At 69.3% G+C, this 23,608-nt stretch carries 23 protein-coding genes and 1 pseudogene; 4 read left to right on the top strand and 20 right to left on the bottom strand.

Annotation, left to right across the window (positions count from 1 at the left end; translation table 11 throughout):
- Positions 1-11 precede the first annotated feature (11 nt).
- From VF329_08330 to mnmG, 16 genes and pseudogenes are all read right to left on the bottom strand, one after another.
- A complete protein-coding gene (locus VF329_08330; GenBank protein HEX7081004.1) occupies positions 12-566 on the bottom strand; it encodes a F0F1 ATP synthase subunit delta in 555 nt (184 codons plus the stop codon).
- 15 nt (positions 567-581) lie between these two features.
- Positions 582-1,052, bottom strand: a complete 471-nt coding sequence (locus VF329_08325; protein HEX7081003.1) for a F0F1 ATP synthase subunit B — start codon at positions 1,050-1,052, stop codon at positions 582-584.
- Between the two features lie 52 nt (positions 1,053-1,104).
- Complete coding sequence (gene atpE / locus VF329_08320) at positions 1,105-1,368, bottom strand: F0F1 ATP synthase subunit C (GenBank protein ID HEX7081002.1); 264 nt, start codon at positions 1,366-1,368, stop codon at positions 1,105-1,107.
- A gap of 61 nt (positions 1,369-1,429) precedes the next feature.
- Positions 1,430-2,281, bottom strand: coding sequence for a F0F1 ATP synthase subunit A (atpB, locus tag VF329_08315; GenBank protein HEX7081001.1), 852 nt, complete (start codon positions 2,279-2,281; stop codon positions 1,430-1,432).
- A gap of 3 nt (positions 2,282-2,284) precedes the next feature.
- Positions 2,285-2,674, bottom strand: a complete 390-nt coding sequence (locus tag VF329_08310) for an ATP synthase subunit I (protein ID HEX7081000.1) — start codon at positions 2,672-2,674, stop codon at positions 2,285-2,287.
- Positions 2,675-2,899: 225 nt separating this feature from the next.
- Entirely contained in the window at positions 2,900-3,781 is an 882-nt protein-coding gene (locus VF329_08305; GenBank protein ID HEX7080999.1) for a ParB/RepB/Spo0J family partition protein, read from the bottom strand.
- 20 nt (positions 3,782-3,801) lie between these two features.
- A complete protein-coding gene (locus VF329_08300) occupies positions 3,802-4,587 on the bottom strand; it encodes a ParA family protein (GenBank protein HEX7080998.1) in 786 nt (261 codons plus the stop codon).
- A gap of 24 nt (positions 4,588-4,611) precedes the next feature.
- Positions 4,612-5,244 carry a 16S rRNA (guanine(527)-N(7))-methyltransferase RsmG gene (rsmG, locus tag VF329_08295; GenBank protein ID HEX7080997.1) on the bottom strand — a complete coding sequence of 211 codons (633 nt, stop codon included), beginning with the start codon at positions 5,242-5,244 and terminating at the stop codon, positions 4,612-4,614.
- A gap of 48 nt (positions 5,245-5,292) precedes the next feature.
- The gene (locus VF329_08290; GenBank protein HEX7080996.1) at positions 5,293-6,294 is read right to left on the bottom strand and encodes an acryloyl-CoA reductase; all 1,002 of its coding nucleotides are present in this window, start codon (positions 6,292-6,294) and stop codon (positions 5,293-5,295) included.
- Between the two features lie 110 nt (positions 6,295-6,404).
- Positions 6,405-6,662, bottom strand: a complete 258-nt coding sequence (locus VF329_08285) for a c-type cytochrome (GenBank protein ID HEX7080995.1) — start codon at positions 6,660-6,662, stop codon at positions 6,405-6,407.
- Between the two features lie 45 nt (positions 6,663-6,707).
- A pseudogene (locus tag VF329_08280) lies at positions 6,708-7,028 on the bottom strand (cytochrome c).
- A gap of 191 nt (positions 7,029-7,219) precedes the next feature.
- Positions 7,220-9,217, bottom strand: a complete 1,998-nt coding sequence (locus VF329_08275; GenBank protein HEX7080994.1) for a dipeptide ABC transporter ATP-binding protein — start codon at positions 9,215-9,217, stop codon at positions 7,220-7,222.
- 67 nt (positions 9,218-9,284) lie between these two features.
- On the bottom strand, positions 9,285-10,154 hold the full coding sequence (locus VF329_08270; protein HEX7080993.1) for an ABC transporter permease subunit: 870 nt from the start codon (positions 10,152-10,154) through the stop codon (positions 9,285-9,287).
- 20 nt (positions 10,155-10,174) lie between these two features.
- On the bottom strand, positions 10,175-11,098 hold the full coding sequence (oppB, locus tag VF329_08265; protein HEX7080992.1) for an oligopeptide ABC transporter permease OppB: 924 nt from the start codon (positions 11,096-11,098) through the stop codon (positions 10,175-10,177).
- Between the two features lie 9 nt (positions 11,099-11,107).
- On the bottom strand, positions 11,108-12,745 hold the full coding sequence (locus VF329_08260) for a peptide ABC transporter substrate-binding protein (protein ID HEX7080991.1): 1,638 nt from the start codon (positions 12,743-12,745) through the stop codon (positions 11,108-11,110).
- Positions 12,746-12,829: 84 nt separating this feature from the next.
- On the bottom strand, positions 12,830-14,740 hold the full coding sequence (gene mnmG / locus VF329_08255; protein HEX7080990.1) for a tRNA uridine-5-carboxymethylaminomethyl(34) synthesis enzyme MnmG: 1,911 nt from the start codon (positions 14,738-14,740) through the stop codon (positions 12,830-12,832).
- Positions 14,741-14,938: 198 nt separating this feature from the next.
- On the opposite strand from mnmG, the gene VF329_08250 reads away from it, so the two are divergent.
- Genes VF329_08250 through VF329_08240 form a run of 3 tightly spaced genes read left to right on the top strand, consistent with a single transcriptional unit; the run spans position 14,939 to position 18,331 of the window.
- The gene (locus VF329_08250; protein ID HEX7080989.1) at positions 14,939-16,396 is read left to right on the top strand and encodes an alpha/beta fold hydrolase; all 1,458 of its coding nucleotides are present in this window, start codon (positions 14,939-14,941) and stop codon (positions 16,394-16,396) included.
- A gap of 28 nt (positions 16,397-16,424) precedes the next feature.
- Complete coding sequence (locus tag VF329_08245; protein HEX7080988.1) at positions 16,425-17,150, top strand: ATP-binding cassette domain-containing protein; 726 nt, start codon at positions 16,425-16,427, stop codon at positions 17,148-17,150.
- Entirely contained in the window at positions 17,147-18,331 is a 1,185-nt protein-coding gene (locus VF329_08240; GenBank protein HEX7080987.1) for an ABC transporter permease, read from the top strand. Before VF329_08245 ends, VF329_08240 begins: the two co-directional genes overlap by 4 nt.
- Positions 18,332-18,356: 25 nt before the next feature.
- Here the strand turns inward: VF329_08240 and mnmE are convergent, their stop codons facing one another.
- The 4 genes from mnmE to rpmH all read right to left on the bottom strand — a co-directional run bounded on the left by mnmE (position 18,357) and on the right by rpmH (position 22,005).
- Positions 18,357-19,703: a tRNA uridine-5-carboxymethylaminomethyl(34) synthesis GTPase MnmE gene (gene mnmE, locus VF329_08235; protein HEX7080986.1), complete on the bottom strand. Its 1,347-nt coding sequence runs from the start codon at positions 19,701-19,703 to the stop codon at positions 18,357-18,359.
- Between the two features lie 97 nt (positions 19,704-19,800).
- Positions 19,801-21,483 carry a membrane protein insertase YidC gene (yidC, locus tag VF329_08230; protein HEX7080985.1) on the bottom strand — a complete coding sequence of 561 codons (1,683 nt, stop codon included), beginning with the start codon at positions 21,481-21,483 and terminating at the stop codon, positions 19,801-19,803.
- Positions 21,480-21,848: a ribonuclease P protein component gene (gene rnpA, locus VF329_08225; GenBank protein HEX7080984.1), complete on the bottom strand. Its 369-nt coding sequence runs from the start codon at positions 21,846-21,848 to the stop codon at positions 21,480-21,482. Before rnpA ends, yidC begins: the two co-directional genes overlap by 4 nt.
- A gap of 19 nt (positions 21,849-21,867) precedes the next feature.
- Positions 21,868-22,005, bottom strand: coding sequence for a 50S ribosomal protein L34 (rpmH, locus tag VF329_08220; protein ID HEX7080983.1), 138 nt, complete (start codon positions 22,003-22,005; stop codon positions 21,868-21,870).
- A gap of 208 nt (positions 22,006-22,213) precedes the next feature.
- Here rpmH and dnaA point away from each other — a divergent pair, with 208 nt between their 5' ends.
- Complete coding sequence (gene dnaA / locus VF329_08215; GenBank protein ID HEX7080982.1) at positions 22,214-23,554, top strand: chromosomal replication initiator protein DnaA; 1,341 nt, start codon at positions 22,214-22,216, stop codon at positions 23,552-23,554.
- Positions 23,555-23,608 lie beyond the last annotated feature (54 nt).

Here is a 23,608-nt window from a genome sequence, read left to right as displayed (position 1 = left end):
TGTCGATCCTCTCAATCGATCAGCGTCTCGGCCAAGCGCTGGAGGCGCGTTCTGACCGAGCCGTCGATGACCATGTCTTCCGCCCGAATGATCGCGCCGCCGAGCAGCTTCTCGTCGACCTCGAGCTTCAATTCGACCTTGCGGCCGAGCCTGCGTTCGAGCGCCGCCGCGATCCTCTCCGCGATTTCCGGCTCGACGGAGGACGCGGACACGAGCGTGACCTCGATCTTGTTCTCCGCCTCGGACTTGAGCTCGTCGAACTGCTCCGCGATCGCGGGCAACGCGGACAACCGATCGTTCTCCGCGAGCAGCCGCAGGAAGCTCTTACCCTCGGGCGCGGCGAGGAGAGCCCCGTCCGCCACGGCGCCGGCAATGCTCGCAACGAGCTCCGCGCGCTGCTCGTCCGTCAGGGTAGGGCTCGACAGGACCCGCTCCGCGTCTTCGTTCGCGACGACGGACGCGGCCGCCGCGAGCGCCTGCGACCACTCCTCGAGCGCCCCTGCCTCGCGCGCGATGTCGAACGCCGCTCGTGCGTAAGGCCTCGCCACCGTGCCGTAGTCCGCCATCGTGCCGCCCGCGGACTACAGCTCGGCCGCGAGGCGGTCCAGCAGATCGCGGTGCGCCTGCGCGTCGATCTCGCGCGCGAGGATCCGCTCCGCGCCGGCGACGGCGATCGCCGCGACCTGCGCGCGCAGCTCGTCGCGCGCGCGGTTCATCTCGACCTCGATCTCGGCGCGCGCGCTCTCGAGCCGGCGCTGCTTCTCCGCTTCGCCCTCCGCCTTCGCGGACTCGACGATGTCGGCCGCGCGGGCGCTTGCCTGATCGACGATGCCGCGCGCCTGCTCGCGTGCCGCCGCGATGATCTTCTCCGCCTCGCTCTTCGCCCGCGCGAGATCGCTCTGTCCGCGCTCCGCGGCCGCGAGGCCGTCGGCGATCGCCACCTGCCGCGCCTCGATCGCGCCGATGATCGGCGGCCAGATGTACTTCATCGTGAACCACACGAAGAAGATCATCGCGATCGTCTGGCCGACGAAAGTCATGTTGATATCCACTCGCGTTCCCCTGCCTGGTCGCTTCGAAAGCGCCTTCCCGGAGCCGGGACCGTCAGAGGGCGCCCTGGAGCTGCCCGACGAACGGATTCGCGAATGCGAAGTACAGCGCGATGCCGACGCCGATCATCGCGACCGCGTCGAGCAGCGCGACGACCAGGAACATTTGGGTTCGGAGCATCGGAGCGAGCTCCGGCTGCCTGGCCGCGCCTTCGAGGAACCGGCCCCCCAGCAGGCCCATGCCGACACCCACTCCCAAGGCGCCGAGGCCGATCAGGATCGCCACCGAAATTGCGGTCATGCCAATCACGATATCCATCAGTCTCTCCAGTCCAGGATGATCTTGCTTCGAAAAATTTCTTCGCCGCCCGCGGCGCCCGTCAATGCTCCTGCTCGTGCGCCTGGCTGAGGTACACGATCGTCAGCATCATGAAGATGAAGGCCTGCAGGATGACGACCAGGATGTGGAACACCGCCCAGCCGAAATGGAGCGGGAGCTGGTACAGGCCGAGCAGGCCGATCAGAACGAAGAGCAGCTCGCCGGCGTACATGTTGCCGAAGAGTCGCAGCGACAGCGAGAGGGGACGCGCGAGGAACGAGACGAACTCGAGAACGAAATTGAACGCGATGATCAGCGGCGCGGCGATCAGGCCGATGCCCTTCGTCGGCGGCGGCAGCGGATGCATCGTGAAGTCCTTGACGAACCCTCCAGCTCCCTTGATTTTCAGTGAGTAATAGATCGTCAGCAGGAATACCCCGAAGGCCATCGCGGACGTGACGTTGACGTCCGCCGTCGGCACGACGCGCAGATACTCGACGTTGACCGCCGCCGCCGCCGTCGGCAGCCAGTCGATCGGAAGAAGGTCCATCAGGTTCATCAGGAAGATCCACACGAAGAGCGTGAGGGCAAGCGGCGCGATCAGCGCGTTGTTGCCGTGGAACGCGTCCTTCACGGAGGTGTCGACGAAACCGACGATCATCTCGATCGCGGTCTGGAGCTTCCCCGGTCGGCCGGCCGTCGCGTTCTTCGCGACCTTGCCGAAGAGCCAGATGAACACGACGCCGAGCAGCACGGCGAAGAACATCGAATCGACGTTGAGCGTCCAGAAGTTGCCGGCGCAGTCGTTCCATACCCACCGGCCGTCGGCTCGGCACACCTGCAGATTCGTCAGGTGGTGAGAGATGTAGTCCGTGGCGGTTTCCCCATGCCCGCCCGCGTGCGATTCGTCCATTGCTCAGCTCTTCGTCGTCGAGGGGCGCGCCGTGCCGCCGATGAGCAGCGCCCCGAACACCACCAACTGCGCGCCGATGAATCCGCCGAACACGGCGGGCACCGCCAACGGTCTTATGAACGCGAATATCACCCCGAACAGCAATGCCGTCAGAAGTAATTTGCCGATCTCGCCGATCCAGGCCGACCGCATCAGGCCGCGCGCGCCGCCGGCGCGCGGCTTCAGGAGCCTTGCAGCGAGAAACCCGTTTGGAACGACCGCGGTCATCCCGCCGAGCAGCGCGGATAGGGCGGCCACCTGATCCCACAGCGCCAAAAGTCCGGCCAACCCCAGGCTGGCGCCGGTCTGCAGGAGCAATGTCAGCAGCACGACGCGCCTGTCGTCGTTGAGCACGGGGCCTCTTGATTGCGCTAGATGCTGGCTTGTCGGCAAAAAGCCGCGGCGGAGCCGCGGCCCCCGTTCAGCCGCGGCATTGTAAGGAGTCGCCAGCGGCTATTCAACACGACGCGACCCGGAAACAGGGCCGGGCAAGAAGCGGTCGGCGGCCGTTTCCGCACCGGTGCGAGATGACCTCCGCGGGGCCCGGAAAAACGGCGGAAGATCCCGCCGTTTTCCGTTTTACCGAATATGCTCGACGATGCCGTCGAGCTCCTCGAGGCTGTGGTAGCGGATCGTGATGCGGCCGCCTCCGCGGCCGTGCTCGATCGTGACCGCCGCGCCGAGCTTTTCCGAGAGCTCGGACTCGAGGCGCCGCACGTTCGGGTCCTTCGCATGCCCGTTCGACGGCTTGCTCGACGTGCGCGACGCCTCGCCCAGCCGGCGGATCGCCTTCTCGGTCTCGCGGACGCTCCAGCCTTCCCGGCGGATCTTCTGCGCGAGCTCGAGCTGAACGGCCGGCGACGCGACGCCGAGCAACGCCCGCGCGTGCCCCATGTCGAGCTCGCGGCGCTCGAGCATCGTCCGCACGGGCTCGGGCAGCTCGAGGAGCCGCAGCAGGTTGCTGACCGTCACCCGCGATCGGCCGACCGCGTCGGCCGCCTGCGCGTGCGTCATGTTGAAGTCCTCGACGAGGCGCTTCAGCGAGCGGGCCTCCTCGAGCGGATTCAGGTCCTCGCGCTGGATGTTCTCGATCAGCGCGACGGCGACGGCCGCCTCGTCGGGGATATCCCGGACCACGGCCGGAACCTTCTCGAGCCCGGCGATCTGCGCGGCCCGCCAGCGGCGCTCCCCGGCGATGATCTCGTAGCGGGTCTCCCCGTTGCCGCCGGCGAGCGGCCGGACCACGATCGGCTGCACGATACCCTGCGCGCGGATGGACTCGGCGAGCTCGGCCAGCGTCTCCTCGCGCATGTCGATCCGCGGCTGGTAACGGCCGCGCTCGAGCAGGTCCACCGGGACCTCCCGCAACGCGTCGTCCGCGCGCGGTGCGCTTGCGGTGCTCTGAGCGGCGGTGCTGAGCAGCGCGTCGAGTCCTCGCCCGAGACTTCTTCGCTTCGCCATGCGCCCGAACTCCTCCGATTTCAACGCACGCCTGCCGGCGCCGCCCCTTCGCGGCGGTTGATCTCGCCGGCGAGCGCCAGATAGGCCAGCGCTCCCCGCGAGTACTTGTCGTGGAACAGCACGGCGCGACCGAAGCTCGGGGCTTCGGCGAGACGCACGTTGCGCGGAATGACGGTGCGGTAGACCCGCTCGCCGAAGTGGTCGATCAGCTGCGAGGACACCTCGTTCGCCAAATTGTTTCGCGGATCGAACATCGTCCGCAGGATGCCGTGAATCTCGAGCTTGGGATTCGCGCTCGCGCGTATCTGGTCGATGGTATCGATCAGCGCGGTGAGCCCTTCGAGCGCATAGTACTCGCATTGCATCGGAATCAACACGTGATCGGCGGCCGCCAGCGCGTTCACGGTCAGCATGTTGATCGCCGGGGGGCAGTCGATCAGCACGTAGTCGAAATCCGCAGCGGCGGGCTCGAGCGCGCGTCGCAGCCTGAATTCGCGGTCGGGGCGGGAGAGCAGCTCCACCTCGGCGGCGGTGAGCGACTGGTTGCTCGGCACGACCTCGAAGCCGCCCTCGGCCGGGCGCACGACCGCGTCGCGGATCGCGACCCCGTCGAGCAGCACGTCGCAAATCGTGCTTTCCACGCCGTTCTTGTTGATGCCCGATCCCATCGTGGCGTTCCCCTGGGGATCGAGGTCCACGAGCAGCACGCGGCGCTGCGTCGCGCAGAGCGACGCCGCGAGATTCACGCAGGTCGTCGTCTTGCCGACGCCGCCCTTCTGGTTAGCTACGGCAATCACCTTCGCCATCGTGTGGGTGCCCCCCGGGTTCGGTCAGATCCGCTCGAGCATCACGATGGCGCTGCGCCGCGCCGCGCCCGGCGCGTCGACCGCGATCGGCCGGACGCCGAGGCTCGCGGCGAGATCCCGCCACTCCCGCTCGAGCCGCGCGGCCGTCAGGAGCAGCAGGATCGTGCTCGGCGCGGTCAAGTGTCGTGTCATCGCGATGAGCTCGGCCGGCGGCGCCACCGCCCGGGCGAGCACGGTATCAAACGGCCGCTCGCAACGTAAGTCTTCGACCCGGCAATGCTCGATTTCGACGTTCGAAAGCCCGAGCTCGCCGACGACGTGACGCAGGAAGCGCACGCGCTTCGCGCGGCTCTCGACGAGCGTGAAGCGCCGGTCCGGCGCGACGATCGCGAGCGGCAGGCCGGGCAGGCCGGCCCCGGTGCCGACGTCGGCGATCCGCTCGCCGCGGAGCAGCGGCGCGAGATCGAGGCTCTCGATCAGGTGCCGCTCGACGAGCTCGTCGGCGTCGCGGATTCCGGTGAGGTTGTAGACGCGGTTCCATTTGACGAGCAGGTTGAGGAACGCCGTGAGCCGGCCGACCTCCGCCGCGCCGGCCGCGGCACCCGCGGCCGCGAGCGACCGGCCCACGCGGGACTCGTCGAGCGGGGCGTGCTGCATCGGCGGAGTATACGGGGGCCCGGGCGGCGCTCGTTCCCCGCGGGCGCGCTACGACGAACCCGCGACTCGAACGATCACGCGGCCGACGACGGCGCCGTCGAGGAGCGCGCGAAAGGCGCCCGGCAGCTCGTCGAGCGAGACCTCGCGGGCCGCGATGCGGTCGAGGTTCCGCGGCGCGTGCGCCGCGCCGAGCCGCGTCCAGAGGTCGGCGCGAAGCCCCGGCTCGATCGAGACCGAGTTGATGCCGAGCAGGCTCACGCCGCGGAGGATGAACGGCAGCACCGTCGTCGCGAGCGCGGCGCCGCCGGCGAGGCCGATCGACGCGATGTTGCCGTTCGCGCGGGTCGTGCGGATCAGCCATGCGAGGACATCGCCGCCGACGGCGTCGACGCCTCCGCCCCACGTCGCGGGCCCGAGCGGCTTGCCGGCGAGCTCGAGGCCGCGGCGATCGACGATGCGCGCGGCCCCGAGAGACTCGAGGTACGCGTGCGCGTCGGGCTTCCCGGTCAGCGCGACCGTCTCGTAGCCGCGGCCGCTCAGGAGATCGATCGCGATGCTGCCGACGCCGCCCGTCGCGCCGGTCACGAGTATCGGGCCGAGCGCGGGGTGCTGGCCGTTCCGCTCGAGCCGATGGATCGCGAGCGCCGCGGTCAGCCCGGCGGTGCCGATCGCCATTGCGCGCCGCGCGTCGAGTCCCGGCGGCATCGGCACGACCCAATCGCCGGGCACGCGGGCGATCTCGGCGTAGCCGCCGTCGTGCGTCTCGCCGAGGCCGCAGCCGCACACGAGCACCTCGTCGCCCGGCGCGAAGCGCGCGTCGTCGGACTCGAGCACGGTGCCGGCGAGATCGATGCCGCCGACGAGCGGAAACCGGCGCAGGATCGAGCCCGCGCCGGTCGCGGCGAGCGCATCCTTGTAGTTGATCGACGAATACGTGACGCGGATCACGACGTCGCCGGCGCCGAGATCGGCGAGCGTGAGGCGCTCGAGCGCCGCGCGGATCCCGCCGTTCGACTCGTGGATTCGGAAGGCGCGAAAGCTTTCGGTCATCGCCGCACTCCGCAGGGAAAGGCCCCGGCCGCAGGCGCCAGGGTACACCGCTCCCGACGAGAAGGGGTCTCCGGCCCGCTCGGCCGCGGGCCGGTGGCCGGCGCGAGCCGCTACATCTTGTCCGGCGTGTAGAGCCCGTCTTGGGCGGCGAAATACGCGGCGAGCTGCTCGATCGTTTCCGCGTCGAGCGACGAGGCCATCGGCCCCATCACGAGATCCTCGCGCGCGCCGCTCTTGTATTCGGCGAGCGCCTGCTCGAGGTACGACTCGTGCTGCCCGGCGAGATTCGGCCACTGGCTCGACTGCGCGATGCCGGCCGGCCCGTGGCACGGCGCGCACGTGGCCGACTTCTCCCGACCCGCGAGAATCTCCTCCGGAGACGCCCGCGAGATGCCCGACGTGTCGCCGTCGTCGAGGCTCGAGAGATAGGCCGCGATGTCGGCGATGTCCTGATCCGTGAGGTTCGCCGCCTGCGCCTGCATCGTCTGGTGGGAGCGCGAGCCGCGCCGGTAGCCCTGCAGCGCGACCTCGAGGTAATCGGCGTTCTGCCCGCCGAGCTTCGGCACGTGGTAGAACGGGTACGCGTTGTGATAGCCGGGGATCGCGTGGCAGCCGGCACAGGTCGCCGCAAGCTGCCTGCCGCGCTCCGGGTTGCCTTCGATCGTCAGCGGCGCGAGCGGGGGCAGAGGCGCCTTGGCGGCCGGCGCCTGCGCCTCGGTCGACGGCGCGAGCATGGCCAAAGCGAGCACCGCGAGAGCGCCCAGACCGGCGGACGCGCTAATCCTTGCGTGCGTGGACAATTTTGAAGACTCTCCGTGTCGTCGTGAGCTCCCGGGGCGCGCATGTTATCGGCAGCCCGCGGCTATTTCCAGTTCGGACTCTGCGTACGGCCCGAAAAAAAAGGTGTCTGACACGAAAAAAGGTGTCAGACACCTTGTTTTTCGCCGCACCTTATGTCCCCGCGAAAAATGGTGTCTGACACCTTTTTTCCCGCCACCTCCTCGGCACGGTGGCAGGCGACGAGGCTCCCGCCGACCGGGCGGAGCGCCGGCGCCTCGCGCGCGCAGCGCTCCGCCGCGTACCGGCACCGCGTCCGAAAGCGGCAGCCGGAAGGCGGATCGATCGGCGACGGCAAATCTCCGCTCAAGAGCTCGCGCCGCCGCGCGCGCTCGGCCCGCGGGTCGGGCAGCGGCACGGCGCTGATCAGCGCACGCGTGTACGGGTGGGCGGGGCGCTCGTAGAGCGCGTCCCGCGGAGCGAGCTCCATGACCGCGCCGAGGTACATGACCATCACGCGATGGCTGATGTGCCGGACGACGGCGAGGTCGTGCGCGATGAAGATCAGCGAGAGGCCGAGGTCGCGGCGCAGATCCATCAGCAGGTTCACGATCTGGGCCTGAATCGAGACGTCGAGCGCGCTCACGGGCTCGTCGCACACGATCAGCTTCGGCTTCAGGACCAGCGCGCGGGCAATGCCGATTCGCTGGCATTGCCCGCCGGAAAACTCGTGCGGGTAGCGGTTCAGCTCGCGGCCGCTCAAGCCGACTCGGCGCAGCACGTCGGCGACCTGCGCGCGCCTCTCCGCTTTGCTCAACTCCGGACGGTGAACCTCGAGCGGCTCGGCCACGATGTCCCCGACCGTCATCCGCGGGTTCAACGACGCGAGCGGGTCCTGAAAGACGACCTGGAGATCGCGCTTGAGCGGCCTGAGCTCCTTCTGCTCGAGGTCGGTCAGCGAGCGCCCGGCCATCCACACCGTGCCGCCGGTTGCCGGCGCGAGCCTCAGAATCGCACGCGCAAGCGTCGACTTGCCGCAGCCCGACTCTCCGACGATGCCGAGCGTCTCCCCGGGCGCGAGCGTCAGGTCCACGCCGTCGACGGCCTTCAACGTCGCGGGCCGCCCCCACCACCCGCGGGTGCGAACCGGGTAATGCACTCGCAGGCTCTCTACCTTCAGGAGCGCCGGGGCGTGGGGCGATCGCCCGCGATCGGCGGAGGCAGCCGCCGCCGGTCCGGCCGGCATCGACGGCGCCGCGTTCTCGGCAGGCTGCCCGGCAACGCGGTCGCCCGACGGGCCCGCCGCCTCGCCGCCGTTGCGGCCGACGGCGTCCGCGACGCTCGCGAGCCGCTCGACGCGGGCCCCGTCGAGCCGCGGGACGGCGCGGAGCAGCGCCTGCGTGTACGGGCGCTCGGGCCGGTAGAAGATGCGCTCGACGTCGCCTTGCTCCTCGAGCTCGCCGTCGTGCATGACGAGCACGCGGTCGGCGAGGCCCGCGACGACGCCGAGATCGTGCGTGATCAGGATGATCGCCGTACCGAAGCGGTCCTTCAGCTCGCGCATCAGCTCGAGGATCTGCGCCTGCACCGTGACGTCGAGCGCCGTCGTCGGCTCGTCCGCGATCAAGACCTGCGGACCGAGCAGCAGGCTCGCGGCGATCATGACGCGCTGGCGCATGCCGCCCGAAAGCTCGTGGGGGTACCGGCGCAGGCGGGCGCGCGCGTCCGGGATGCGCACCGCGTCGAGCATCTCGACGCAGCGCGCCCTCGCGGCCGCGGCCGACACGCGCTCGTGCGCGCGGAGCGCCTGCGTCATCTGGTCGCCGATCGTGAGGTACGGGTTCAGCGACGTCATCGGGTCCTGGAAGATCATCGAGATGCGGCGGCCGCGGATGCGCCGCAGCTGCCGGTCGTCGAGCCCGAGGAGCTCCTGCCCGTCGAAGATCGCCGAGCCTGTTGCGCGGCCGTTGTCGGCCAGCAAGCCGATCAACGCGAGCATGCTCTGGCTCTTGCCCGAGCCCGACTCGCCGACGATGCCGAGCGTCTCGCCCGCCGCGAGCGCGAACGTGAGGCCCTTGACCGCGTGCACGTCGCCGTCCGGCGTGTCGAACCGAACGTTCAGGTCCTTGACGTCGAGCAGCGCCATCAAGCCTCCGCAGCAAAAAAGGTGTCAGACACGATTTTCGGGAAAATGGTGTCTGACACCTTTTTTCTCAGCGGTCCTTCGGATCGAGGGCATCGCGCAGGCCGTCGCCGAGGAAGTTGAAGCAGAAGAGCGTCGTCGCGAGGAACACGGCCGGGAAGATCAGCATCCACGGCGCGCTCTCCATCTCCTCCGCGCCCTGCTTCACGAGCGCGCCCCACGACGTCATCGGCTCCTGCACGCCGAGGCCGAGAAAGCTCAGGAACGATTCCACGAGGATCACTTGCGGGATCGTCAGCGTCACGTAGACCGCGACGACGCCGAGCAGGTTCGGCACGATGTGCCGGCGGATCACGGCGAAGGTCGAGACGCCGAGGGCTTCCGCGGCCTCGACGAACTCCTTGTGCTTCAAGCTCAACGTCTGCCCGCGGACGATGCGCGCCATGTCGAGCCAGTTGATCGCGCCGATCGCGACGAAGATCAGCAGGATGTTGCGGCCGAAGAACACCATCAGCAGGATCACGAAGAACATGAACGGCATCGCGTACAGGATGTCGACGATGCGCATCATCACGTGGTCCACGCGCCCGCCGAAATAGCCCGCGGTCGCCCCGTAGCTCACGCCGATCAAGAGGCTCACGATCGTCGCGACGACGCCGACCAAAAGCGAGATCCGGCCGCCGTAGAGCGTGCGCACGAAGAGATCCCGGCCGAGCGTGTCCGTGCCGAAGACGTGCCCGGTCTCGAGGCTCGGCGCGATCGACGTGTTCGCCCAGTCCGTGAAGTCGTAAGCGTAGGGACTGAACAGCGGGCCGATCAGAACGAGGAGCGTCATGCCGGCGATGATCAGGCCGCCGGCGACGGCCGCACGGTTGCGGCGGAGCGTCCGCCACGCGTCGATCCACAAGCTCCGGCCCGGAACCTCCGGCTGCGCCGGCATTCTTTCGGCGATCTCGGCGCTCACGAGTACTTCACCTTCGGATCGAGCCACGCGTACGCGAGATCCACGAGGAAGTTCAGCAGGATGATCAGGATCCCGTAGAACACGACGACGCCCATCACGAGCGTGTAGTCGCGGTTCAGCGCGCCTTGCACGAAGAATCGGCCGATCCCCGGCACGCCGAAGATCTGCTCGATCACGACGGAACCCGTGATGACCGAGGCGGTGGCGGGGCCGAGATACGAGACCACGGGCAGCAGCGCCGGCTTCAGTGCGTGGTGAAGCAGGATCGTCCGCATCGGCAAGCCTTGCGCCTTCGCCGTCCGGACGAAATTGCTGCGCAGCACCTCGATCATGCTCGCGCGCGTGAGCCTTGCGATGTACGCGAGCTGCGGCAGCGCGAGCGCCGTGACCGGCAGGATCATGTTGCGAATCGCGCCGTCGCCGAGCCCCCCGGCGGGCAGCCACCCGAGATACACGGCGAAGACCAGGACGAGCACCGGCGCCATCACGAAGTTCGGGATCGAGATCCCGGTCATCGAGACCGACATGACCGCGTAGTCGGTCGGCGTGTTCTGCCGTAGCGCCGCGATGCTGCCGGCGCCGACGCCGAGCACGAACGCGAGGAGGATCGCCGTGCCGCCGAGCCGCAGCGACACGGGGAAGCCGGTGGCGATCAGCTCGGTGACGGTGAAATCACGGTACTGGAACGAAGGGCCGAAGTCGCCGCGAAGAATGCCGAAGAGATACCGCCCGAACTGGCGGTAGAGCGGCTCGTCGAAATGGTAGGCGGCGCGCAGGTTCGCCTCGATCTCCGGCGGCAGCGCGCGCTCCTGGTCGAACGGACCGCCCGGCGCCGTCCGGATCATGAAGAACGCGAGCGCGATCAGGACGAGCAGCGTCGGGATCGCGCCGAGGAAGCGGCGAAGCGAGTATCGAAGCACGTGCGGCGCCTAGTGCGCGAGGATCGAAAGGTCCTTCGTGTGGAAGTGGTCCATGATGTTCGCCTCGTAGCCGCGGACCCACGGTTTCACCATCCGTGCGGTAACGTAGTAGTAGATCGGGATCAACGGCATGTCGTCGAGCAGCACGCGCTCGGCTTCCTGCAGATATTCGGCGCGCTTCGCGAGATCCTGCTCGGCGGACGCGAGCTCGAGCAGATGGTCGTACTCGGGGTTCGCGTAGCCCGTGTTGTTCAGCCCGCTCGCGGAGTGCTGGACCTCGGCGAACGAGTAGGCGTCGTTGTAGTCGCCGATCCAGCCCGCGCGGAACACCTGCGTCTTGCGCTGGTTGCGCGTGTCGAGATAGACCTTCCATTCCTGGTTCACGAGAGTCGTCTCGACGCCGAGCACCTGCTTCCACATCGCGGCGACCGCCACCGCGATCCGCTTGTGGTCGTCCTGCGTGTTGTAGAGCAGCTCGACGCGCAGCGGATTCGCCGCCGAGTAGCCGGCCTGGGCGTAGAGCCGCTTCGCCTCGGTCTCGCGCTCCTCCTGCGTCCACGCGGCTTCCGGCATCTGCTGGCTCTCGTAGTTCGCAACGTTCGGCGGAATCCAGCCGTAGGCCGGGATCTCGCCGGCGGCCGTGACCTGCTGCGTGATGATGTCGCGGTCGATCGCGAGCGCGAGCGCGCGGCGAAGCGCCGGGGCGTCCTTGAACGGCGGTTTCGTCAGATTCAGCCCGTAGTAGTAGGTGCCGAGATACGGGGCGATCACGAGCTGATCGGCCAAGTTCTCGCGGATCCACGGCAGCTGCGCCTTCGGGATCGTATAGGTCATGTCGAGGCCGCCGGCGCGAAAACGCTGCAGCTCGGCCGCCTGGTTCTCCGTGGCGTAGTAGTACACCTCGTCGATCGTCGTCGACTCGTTATCCCAGTACAGCGGGTTGCGCACGAGCTTCACGTGCGACTGCACGACCCATTCGGCGAGGACGTACGCGCCGTTCGATACGAGGTTGCCCGGATTCGTGAACTCGTCGCCGAACTGCTCGACCGTCGGCCGATGCACGGGGTAGGTCGCCGAGTGCGCCAGAAGGCCGAGAAAATAGGGCGTCGCGTTGTCGAGCCGGATCTCGAGCGTGTGCGCGTCGAGGGCGCGGACGCCGAGCTCGCTCGGCGGCACGTCGCCCGCCGTGATCTCCTCCGCGTTCACGATCGGAGCGAGAACGAACGAGTACCGCGACAGCGTCGCCGGATCGGCGGAGCGTCGCAGGCTATAGACGAAATCTTCGGCCGTGACGGGATCGCCGTTCGACCAGCGCGCGTCGGCCCGGAGGTGGAACGTGTAAGTCTTGCCGTCTTCGCTGATCTCCCACGACTCCGCGACGCCCGGAATCAGATCTCCGTTCGGCGCCTCGTTCACGAGCCCTTCGAAGAGATCGCGGTCGATGTTCGCCTCGGACACGCCCTGGTTGCGGTGCGGATCGAGCGTTTGCGGGTCCGCGAGATTGCCGATGTGGATGACCTGCTCGGCGGCGAGCTCCGTCCCGCTCTCGCCCCCGATCAGGCCGATCGACGCCGCGGGTCCGCCCCCTTGCCCGCATCCGCCGAGCATCATCGCCGCGAGAGACCACCATGCCGCCGACTTCCTCATGCTCGTTCTCCGTTTTTTTCGATTCCCGCGTGGGAGCTTCCGGGCTCCTCGAGTCGCGGATCGGGCGCCGGCCGGCGCCCCGCGTCAGGCGCTCCGGCGCTGACGCCGCTTCAAATGAATCAGCAGCAGCGAGACCGCCGCCGGTGTGACGCCGGCGATCCGCGACGCCTGTCCGATGTCCACGGGGCGCACGCGCTCGAGCTTCTCGCGCACCTCGTTCGACAGCCCCCTCACGGCGCGGTAGTCGAAGTCCGCCGGCATCGGCGTCGACATCAGCCTCTGCTGGCGCTCGATCTCGCGGCCCTGCCGCTCGACGTAGCCCGCGTACCGCGCCTCGGTCTCGAGCGCGCGGGCGATCTGCTCGCGTTCCTCCGGCTCGAGCCGTGCCACGCAAGGCGACGGGCCGACCGGCCCGAGCGCGATCACGTCCTCGTAGCGGACCCCGTGGCGGCGCAGCAGGTCGGCCGCCTTCGTTTCGCGCCCGATCGCGAGCGGCTCGGCGCGGGGCTCGTCGTCGGCACGTATCGTGATGCCCGCGAGGCGGCTCCGCTCCGCGGCGATCGCCTCGCGCTTGGTCTCGAAGCGGCGCCAACGCTCGTCGTCGACGACGCCGAGCTCGCGCCCGACCGGCGTGAGGCGGACGTCGGCGTTGTCCTCCCGCAATGTCAGCCGATACTCCGCTCGGCTCGTGAACATCCGATACGGCTCCGGGGCGCCGCGCGTGATCAGGTCGTCGATCAGCACGCCGATGTACGCCTCGTCCCGCCGCGGCCACCACGGCTCACGATCGCGCACGCGGAGCGCCGCGTTGATGCCGGCGACGATACCTTGTGCCGCCGCCTCCTCGTAGCCGGTCGTGCCGTTGATCTGCCCCGCGAAGAAGAGCCCCTCGATCGCCTTCGTCTCGAGGCTCGGCCGCAGGTCGCGGGGATCGAAGAAGTCGTACTCGATCGCGTAGCCGGGCCGCGTGATATGCGCCCGCTCGAAGCCGGGAATGGAGCGCACGAGCGCGTGCTGCACGTCGAACGGCAGCGACGTCGAGATGCCGTTCGGATACACCTCGCGGGTGGTCAGGCCTTCGGGCTCGATGAAGATCTGGTGGCCGGCGCGGTCCGGAAAGCGCACGACCTTGTCCTCGATCGACGGGCAATAGCGGGGGCCGATGCCCTCGATCGCGCCGGTGAAGAGCGGCGAGCGATCGAGCGCGCCGCGAATGATCTCGTGCGTGCGCTCCGTCGTGCGCGTGATGTGGCAGGACACCTGCCGCGGATGGTCCGCGCGCCGGCCGATGAACGAGAAGACCGGCACGGGCTCGTCGCCCGGCTGCTCGACGAGCCCGTCGTAGTCGATCGTGCGCCCGTCGATCCGCGGCGGCGTCCCGGTCTTGAGCCGCCCGACCGCGAGACCGAGGTCGCGGAGACGGTGCGCGAGACGTGCGGCCGCCGGGTCTCCCGCCCGTCCGCCGGCATAGCTCGCCGGGCCGACGTGAATCTTGCCGTCGAGGAACGTGCCGACGGTCAGAACGACGGTCGGCGCGCATATCGTCAGCCCCATCTGCGTGACGACGCCGCGGACCCGGGTGGCGTCGATGACGAGATCGTCGATGGCCTGCTGGAGCACGGTCAGGTTCGGCCGGCTCTCGATCGCGGCGCGGATGGCCTGCCGGTACAGCACGCGGTCGGCCTGCGCGCGCGTCGCCCGGACGGCGGCGCCCTTGCTGGCGTTCAGGATCCTGAAATGAATCCCGGCGCGGTCCGCGGCCGCGGCCATCGCGCCGCCGAGCGCGTCGATCTCCTTCGCGAGGTGCCCCTTGCCGATCCCGCCGATCGACGGGTTGCAGCTCATCTGACCGATCGTCTCCACGTTCTGCGTGACGAGGAGGGTCTTCACGCCGATCCGCGCGGCCGCGAGCGCGGCTTCCGTGCCGGCATGACCGCCGCCGACGACGATGCAGTCGAAACGGTCCGGATAAGCGGTGGCGGGCGATTCTGGCATCGGCGCGATTCTACGGTACCGACCCCGGGATACGTGAATTTTCCCCGCCCTGCCGCGCCGAACGGCGACGCTGGTCCGATTCCGCGCACGAAGCTCGCGAAATTGCGGCTCGGCACCTGGCAAGTCGTTTGCGTTCCGGTCAACATGCGCCCGATGCGCTCGAAGGCTTGGAGACCGCGCTGTTCCGCGACGCGCGCCGTGCTGCCCGCGCTCGCCGCGGCGGCCGCAATCGCCGTCGGCGCGCTGCTGCCGGGCGGGGCGGAAGGGGCCCTCGACGAGTCGCGCTGCCGGCTCGAGGCTCCCGGCATGCCGGCGGTCCTCGCCTGGTGCAGCGAGCTCCGGGCGCCGCTCGATCCCGACCGGCCCGACCGCGGGACGATCCGGCTCTTCGTCGCGCGCGTGCCGGCGCTCGCGGCCGCGCCGCAACCGGACCCGCTCGTGCTGATCGCCGGCGGACCGGGACAGTCCGCGGTCGACCTTTACCTTCAAATGCGGCGGGCGTTCGAGCCGGCGCGCCGCGACCGGGACATCGTGCTGCTCGACCAGCGCGGGACGGGCCGCTCGGCGGAGGGCTTCCACTGCGACTTGACGGAAGCCGCGGCGTTCGACGCCGGCGGCGCGGAGGAGCTCCGGGCGGTGATCGAGGACTGCCTGGACGTGCTCGAGGCCGATCCGCGCCTGTTCACGACCTCGCTCGCGGTCGCCGATCTCGATGCGCTGCGCGCGGCGTTGGGCGCGGAACGGTGGAACCTTTATGCGATCTCTTACGGGACGCGCGTCGCGCAGCATTATGCGCGGCGCTTCCCGGAGCGCGTGCGCGCGATGATACTCGACGGCGTCGTCCCGGCGACGCTCGCGCTCGGCCCGAACATCGCGACCGACGCGCAGGCCGCGCTCGACGCGATCTTCGAACGCTGCGAGGCGCAGCCCGCCTGCGCGGCCCGCTATCCGGACCTCGCGACGCAGTTCGAAGGGCTGCGGCTGCGGCTCGCGGCCGGGCCGGTCTCGATCGACGTCGCGAATCCCGCGACCGGGAAAGTCGAGACGCGGCTCTTCTCCGCGGGCGACTTCGCCGGCGTCGTCCGGCTCATGAGCTACTCGGCACCGACCGCGTCCCTGCTGCCGCTCGCGGTGAGCCAGGGCTACCGCGGCGACTACACGCTCCTCGCCGCGCAGGTCGACATCCTCACCGGCGATCTCGCGGCGACGATCAGCATGCCGATGCACAACTCCGTCGTCTGCACGGAGGACGTGCCGTTCTATCCGCATCGGCCGAAATCCGCGTTCGAGAGCGCGTATCTCGGCTCGAGCATCGTCGACGCGCTCGAGACGATCTGCGAGGTGTGGCCCGCGGGTGTGCTCGATCCGGATCTCAAGGCGCCGCTCGAGTTTGCGGGACCGGCGCTGCTCTTGTCGGGCGGCAACGACCCGGTCACGCCGCCCGCGTACGCTGCCCGCGCGATCGCGGACGGGCTGCGCAACGCGAGGCACCTGATCGTGCCCGGCCAGGGTCACGGCATGGCCGGCATCGGGTGCGCCCCGCGCCTGATCGCGGACTTCCTGGAGATGCCGTCCCCCGAGGCCCTCGATTCGGGGTGCCTCGAAGCGGAGCCGCCGACGCCGTTCTTTCTGTCGACGGCGGGCCCGGCCCCTTGATCCGATCCCGCACGCCGCGCACACCTCGATGATCGAAGTCACGGGACTCGGCAAGCGCTTCGGCGCAGTGCGCGCGCTCGACGACGTCGGCTTCACGGCCCGCGACGGCCGCATCACCGGGCTGCTCGGCCCGAACGGCGCCGGCAAGTCCACGTGCCTCAGGATTCTCTCGACCGTGATCTGGCCCGACGAAGGCAGCGCGCGGATCGGCGGCATCGACGTCGTCGCCGAGCCGCTCCGCGCGCGCCGGATCATCGGCGTGCTGCCGCATGGGGCGGGCCTCTACCCGCACCTCACGGCCCGCGAGAACATCGCGTATTACGCGCGGCTGCACGGGCTCGGCCGTCGCAAAGCGGCCGCGCGCGTCGACGAGCTGGTCGAGCGGCTCGGGCTTTCGGACGTCGCGGACCGGCATGCGAAGGGCTTCTCGCAGGGCGAGCGGACGAAGGTCGCGCTCGCGCGGGCGCTCGTGCACGCACCGCGGCACATCCTCCTCGACGAGCCGACGAGCGGGCTCGACGTGATGGCCGCGCGGCACCTTCGCGACTGGCTCCGGGCGTTGCGCAACGACGGCTGCTGCGTGCTGCTGTCGAGCCACGTGATGCAAGAGGTCGCGGCACTCGTCGACGATCTCGTGATCATCGCGGGCGGCGCGATCGCGGCGCGGGGCACGCCGGACGAGCTCGCGGCCCGCTATCCGGGCCGCGATCTCGAGGAGATTTTCATCGAGGCCGTCCAGGGTGCGGCGCGATGAGGGCGGTGCTCACGGTCTGCCTGAAGGAGCTTCTCGACAACGCGCGCGATCGGCGCACGCTGCTCTCGGCCTTCGTCTTCGGGCCGCTGCTCGGACCGCTGCTCTTCGCCGTGCTCGTCAACGTGATGGTGTCGCAAACCGTCTCGACCGCCGAGGAGCCGGTCGAGATCCCGATCGTCGGCGCCGCGAAGGCGCCGAACCTCGTCGACTATCTCGAGGCGCGCGGGATACGGGCGGCGCCGGCGCCGGAAATCGCGGGACTCGACGCGGCGATCGAAGCGGTGGAGAGCGGCCGCCGCGACGCCGTTCTGCTGATCGCGCCGGACTTCGCCGAGCAGTTCACGTCGGGCGGCACCGCCCGCGTCACGCTGCTCTACGACGAGTCGAACACGGGAGCGGCGGCGGACGTCCGGCGCGTGCGCGCGGCCGTCTCGAGCTACGCGCAGCAGATCGGCACGCTGAAGCTGATCGCCCGCGGCGTCGATCCGGACGTCCTGACGAGCGTGACGCTCGACGAGCTCGACCTCTCGACGGCGGCCGGGCGCTCGGTCGTGCTGCTCGGCATGCTGACCTACTTCCTGCTGCTCGCGACCCTGATGGGCGGCTTCTACGTCGCGATCGACAGCACGGCCGGCGAGCGCGAGCGGCGCTCGCTCGAGCCCTTGCTGACGACGCCGGTGCCTCGGTCGAGCCTGATGCTCGGCAAGATGGCCGCGACCGTCTGCTACATGCTGATCGGCCTCGTCCTGACGCTTGCGGCGTTCACGCTCGCGCTCCGCTTCGCGCCGCTCGAAGCCATCGGCATGAGCTCGGGATTCGACGCCCGCGCCGCGCTCGCCGCGTTCGGGATCCTGTTGCCGTTCGCGCCGCTCGGCGCGGCGCTGATGACGCTCGTCGCGTCGTTCACGAAGAGCTACCGGGAAGCGCAAACGTACCTCACGCTCGTTCTCCTCGTGCCGACTCTGCCGCTCGTCTTCGCGACGATGCTGAACGTGCAGCCGAGCGACGCGCTGATGTGGATCCCGAGCCTGAGCCAGCACCTCTTGATCACGTCGCTGATCCGGCAGGACCCGATCGCGGCCGCCCATGCGGTGCAATCCGCGTCGTCGACGCTGATCGCCGCTGCGCTCCTCGGGCTCGCGGCGGCGCGGCTCTACGAGCGCGAGGCGCTCCTCGGCTGAGCACGCGGACGCCGCGCCTGGAGCGTCATTTGCCGATGCAGAACCGCGAGAAGATCTCGCCGAGGAGATCGTCGCTCGTGTACGCGCCCGTGACCTCGCTGAGCGCGGTCTGCGCCGCGCGCAGCTCCTCGGCGCCGAGCTCGGGCGCGCGGGCGAGCTCTTCGGCGGCGACCCGAAGGTGCGCGGCGGCGCGCTCGAGCGCGTCGAGATGCCGGCGGCGCGCGCTGAACGTTCCGGCCGCATCGCCGCTCCAGCCGGCAACCGCTTGCAGGTGACGCACGAGGAGCTCGAGCCCGTCGCCGGTAAGCGCCGAGAGCCGTATCGCGGGCCGGCCGTCATGGTCGAGCAGCGCCGCCGGCTCCGCGACGAGATCGGCCTTGTTCAGGACGAGCGTGATGCGCGGATCGTCGCCGAGGGACGCTCGCGCGGCGTGCGCGGCGCATTCCGCGCCTTCGCGCACGTCCGTGACCCACAGGACCAGATCGGCACGCTCGAGCTCGCGCCGGGCGCGCTTCACGCCTTCGGCCTCGACGAGGTCGTGCGCCTCGCGCAGGCCCGCCGTGTCGACCAGGGTCACCGGCAGGCCTTCGAGCGACAGCTGCTCGCGCAGCGGGTCGCGGGTCGTGCCGGGCACGTGTGTGACGATCGCGGCCTCGTAGCCCGCGAGCCGGTTCATCAGGCTCGACTTCCCGGCGTTCGGCGGCCCGGCGAGGACCGCGCAGAGCCCGTCGCGCAGCACCCGCCCCTGCGCGGCTTGCGCGCGGAGCCCGTCGAGGCGCTCGAGCAAAGCGCCGAGGCGCTGCTCGAGCGCCTCCGCGGCCTCCGTCGCGAGCTCCTCCTCGGGGAAATCGAGGCACGCCTCGACGTGCATCCGCACCGCGGTGAGCTCCGCCTGAATGCCGTCGACGGCCGCCGAGAAGCGACCGTCCAGGGACCGCAGCGCGGCCCGCGCGGCCGCGCGCGACCCGCTCTCGATCAGATCCGCCACCGCCTCGGCCTGCGCGAGATCGAGCTTGTCGTTCAAGAACGCGCGGAGCGTGAACTCGCCCGGCTGCGCCGGGCGCGCGCCGAGCGCGTGCAGGGTCTCGAGCAGCCAATCGGTGACGACCGCGCCGCCGTGGCAGTGAAGCTCGACGACGTCCTCGCCCGTATATGAGGCCGGCGCGGGAAACGCGATCACGAGACCGCGGTCGATCGGCGTCCCGTCGGCCGCGGCGAAGCGGCAAAGCTCGGCGCGGCGCGGGCGGGGACGGCGCCCGATCACGCGCTCGGCGATCGCCGTGGCGTCGGGGCCGGAGAGTCGAACGACGGCCACGGCGGCTCGGCCCGGAGGGGTCGCGAGCGCGGCGATCGTGTCCCGCGGCGGATCCATTCGGGGGTCTCGCGTCACTGCGCTTCGCGAAGCGCGCGCGGTGCCCGCCGAGCGGTGGCGGCCCGGCACCGTGCCGGCGCACGCGGCCGCGGCCGCATCAGGCCTCCCGGGCGACGACCTGGTTGATCCGCCACTGCTGCGCGATCGACACGAGCGTGTTCGTGAGCCAGTACAGCACGAGGCCGGACGGGAAGAACGAGAAGAACACGGTGAAGGCGATCGGCATGATCTGCATCACGCGCGCCTGAACCGGATCCGGCGGCGCCGGGTTCAAGCGCTGCTGCAGGAACATCGCCGCGCCCATCAGCAACGGCAGCACGAAGTACGGGTCGCGTGCGGAGAGATCGTTGATCCATAGCAGGAACGGCGCCTGCCGCATCTCGACGCTCTCGATCAGCACCCAGTAGTACGCGAAGAAGAAGGGCATCTGCACCAGGATCGGCAAACATCCCGCGGCCGGATTGATCTTCTCGCGCTTGTAGAGCTCCATCATCGCCCGGCTCAACGCCTGGCGGTCGTCCTTGTAGCGCTCTTGAAGCGCCTTCATCCGCGGCGCGACCCTGCGCATCTTCGCCATCGACCGCCCGCTCGCTTCGGTCAGCTTGTAGAACGCGAGCTTGATCAGCAGCGTCATGATGACGATCGACCAGCCCCAGTTGCCGACGACGTCGTGGATGTGCGAGAGCGCCCAGAACAGCGGCTGGGCGAGAATCGTAAGCCGGCCGTAGTCGACGGTGAGCTCGAGCTCGTCGGCCGTGTCCCGCAGCTCGTCTTGCAGCTTCGGGCCGACGAAGAGCTCGAACGGGATGCGGTGCTGCGCTCCCGGCGCGATCTCTTGGATCGGGCCGACCGCGCTCAGCACGTATCGGCCGTCGGGTGCGGTCGCACTGTATTTGAATGTCGCATCGGGCGGCGGAACGATCGCCGCGAGGAAGTGATGCTGGATGCCGGCAAGCCAGCCGCCGGCAACCTGCTGCATGAGGGGTTCCTCGGCGAGGCTCTCGACGTCGAGCTTCTGGTATTGATCGCCGTCGTAGAGCACCGGCCCGGTGAACGAGTAGCTGTCGATCGACCTGAACGAGCGCTCGACCGGATGGTGGCGGCGCACCATCTGCGCATACGCGGCCCCGCGCCACGCCGCATCGCTCTCGTTCGTGACGACGAGCTCCAGGTCGACGTGATATCGCCCGCGGTGGAACGTGTAGATCTTGCGCGCCGACACGGGCCCGCCGCCGACCCATTCGAGCGTGACGACGAGCTCGTCCTGCCCCGGAGCGAGCTCGTACGAGTCGCGGTCGGCGCGGAACCGCGCACGGTGATTCGGCTCGGGTCCGCCGGTTGCGCTGCGCAGCCCCGTCTGCAGCACCCAGAGCGTGTCCGGCGCGTAGTCGAGGAGCCGAACGAGCTTGTCGGGCTCGTCCTTGTGCACGGGGTAATCGAGAAGGTCGGCGCGCACGAGGCTGCCGCCTTCCGGATCGATCACGACGTCGAGCACGTCCGTGCGAACCCGGATCGGCATGCTCGGCGCCGCATCGGGCGCGGCGGCTGCCGAAGACGACGCGGCGCCGGCGGAGGCGCCGTCCTCGAGCTCGGGGAGGAGATCAGCGCCGTCGCCTTGGCCCGCACCCTCGCTTTCCGCGGTCGGGGCCTCCGGCGCTTCGACGCCGGCCGGCGGGGCGGCAGCGGGCGCCGGGGCGCGGTCCGCGACCCATGCGCTGTAGTTCAGCCACACCATCGCGACCAGCGCGAGCCAGAGGAACAGCCGGGTGTTGTCCATCATGGCCGCGATCCTCCGGCGCGCCGCCCGATGCGCGCGAACAACGCGTCGAGGCTCGCCCGCAGCGCCGCGGACGACGCAGCGGCGGCGCCGGGACGGGCCAGCACGACGAAGTCCATCGCGGGGAGGTCCGTCTGGTGACGGAACGACTCGCGCGCGATGCGTTTCAACCTGTTTCTGTCCACTGCCCGCCTGGCGGCTTTGCGTGAAATCGCTAATCCTAGCCGAGCCGCGCCGACTTCGTTCGGCCGTGCGAGGACCGTGAAAAGGCGGTCGGACGATCGTACCGGATCAGCGAAGACCCGGCCGAACTCCTTCGAGCCGTGCAGGCGTCTTTGCGACGGGAGCCCTTTATCCGGGCGTGTCAATTCCGAGCAAGGCGCCGGCTCACGAAGGCGTCAGTCGCGCCCTTCCTTTCGCGCGGCGATTCTTCAGCACGGCACGTCCAGCCCGCGTCGCCATCCTCGCGCGGAACCCATGAGTACGCTTGCGGCGCAGCTTGCTCGGTTGAAAGGTCCTCTTCATGGCGGTTCCGCGTCTCTATTTCCGGACGAAAATGGATGACAAACAAAGGGATAGGAGGGCCGTGGAGAACGCGGAACTTTACGCGCGCGGCGCACGGCTGTCAATAGCGGCGACGCTCCGGCCGCTGTGGATAACCGTCGGTCGGCGTATTAGACTCGCTGTTCCGCGGGCGACGCCCACCCTCGACTCTAAGCTTTCAAGAACCACCGTGGCAGATCATTCGGCGGCGCTCTCGTCCCTGTGGAAACAGTGCGTCGGAGCGTTGTCGGCCGACCTTTCGGAGCAGCAGCTCAACACGTGGATACGGCCGTTGCAGCCGGTCGGCGACGGCGATGGCGTCGTCAAGCTGCTCGCGCCGAATCGGTTCGTCGTGGACTGGGTGCAAGCGCACTGTCTCGATCGCATCCGCGCGTGGTGGAACGAGCACGGCGGCACCCGCACGGTGCTGCTCGAGGTCGGAACGCGCCGTCGGCCGGCGCCCGCCGTGCCGGCCACGGAGCACGAGCCGCGTGCCCCCGCGCATGGGCTCGGCAGCCGGCTGAACGCAGGCTTCACGTTCGAGAGCTTCGTCGAAGGCAAGAGCAATCAGCTTGCCCGCGCGGCGGCCGTGCAGGTGGGGCAGAACCCGGGCACCGCGTACAATCCTCTGTTCATCTACGGCGGCGTCGGCCTCGGCAAGACGCACCTGATGCACGCGATCGGCAACGCGATTCTGCAGCGCGACGTCGGCGCGAAAGTCGCGTACATCCACTCCGAGCGATTCGTCGGCGACATGGTGCGCGGTCTCCAGCACAACACGATCGCGGACTTCAAGCGGACGTACCGCTCGCTCGACACGCTGCTGATCGACGACATCCAGTTCTTCGCCGGCAAGGAGCGGTCACAGGAGGAATTTTTCCACACGTTCAACGCGTTGCTGGAAGGGCAGCGGCAGATCGTTCTGACCTGTGACCGCTATCCGAAGGAAGTGTCCGGTCTCGAGGAACGGCTCAAGTCGCGCTTCGGATGGGGCCTGACCGTCGCGATCGAGCCGCCGGAGCTCGAGACGAGCGTCGCGATTCTGATGAGCAAAGCCGCCGCCGAGCAGGAGACGCTGCCCGAAGAGGTCGCGTTCTTCATCGCGCAGCGGATTCGCTCGAACGTGCGCGAGCTCGAAGGGGCGCTGCGCCGCGTGATCGCCAACGCCCGCTTCACCGGTCAGCCGATCACGCTCGAGTTCGCGAAAGAAGCGCTTCGCGACCTTTTGGCGCTTCAGGACAAGCTGGTAACGGTGGAGAATATCCAGAAGGCCGTGGCGGGCTACTTCAAGATTCGGGTCTCGGATCTCCTCTCGAAGCGGCGCAGCCGCTCGATCGCCCGGCCGCGGCAAATCGCGATGGCGCTCGCGAAGGAGCTGACGACGCACAGCCTTCCAGAAATCGGCGATGCCTTCGGCGGTCGCGATCACACCACGGTCCTGCATGCCTGCCGCCGGGTGAAGGCGCTCCGCGAGACGGAGACCCGAGTCGCCGAGGACTACAACAACCTCTTGAGAACACTGACCAGCTGACGTGGGAAAGCTGTGGACAACTCGCGGTCCGAATTTCGCACACAGTCTATGCAC

The sequence above is a fragment of the Gammaproteobacteria bacterium genome (genome assembly GCA_036381015.1).
Classification (GTDB): Bacteria; Pseudomonadota; Gammaproteobacteria; order Steroidobacterales; family Rariloculaceae; genus ZC4RG20.
This window is presented reverse-complemented; position numbering and strand designations above follow the sequence as displayed.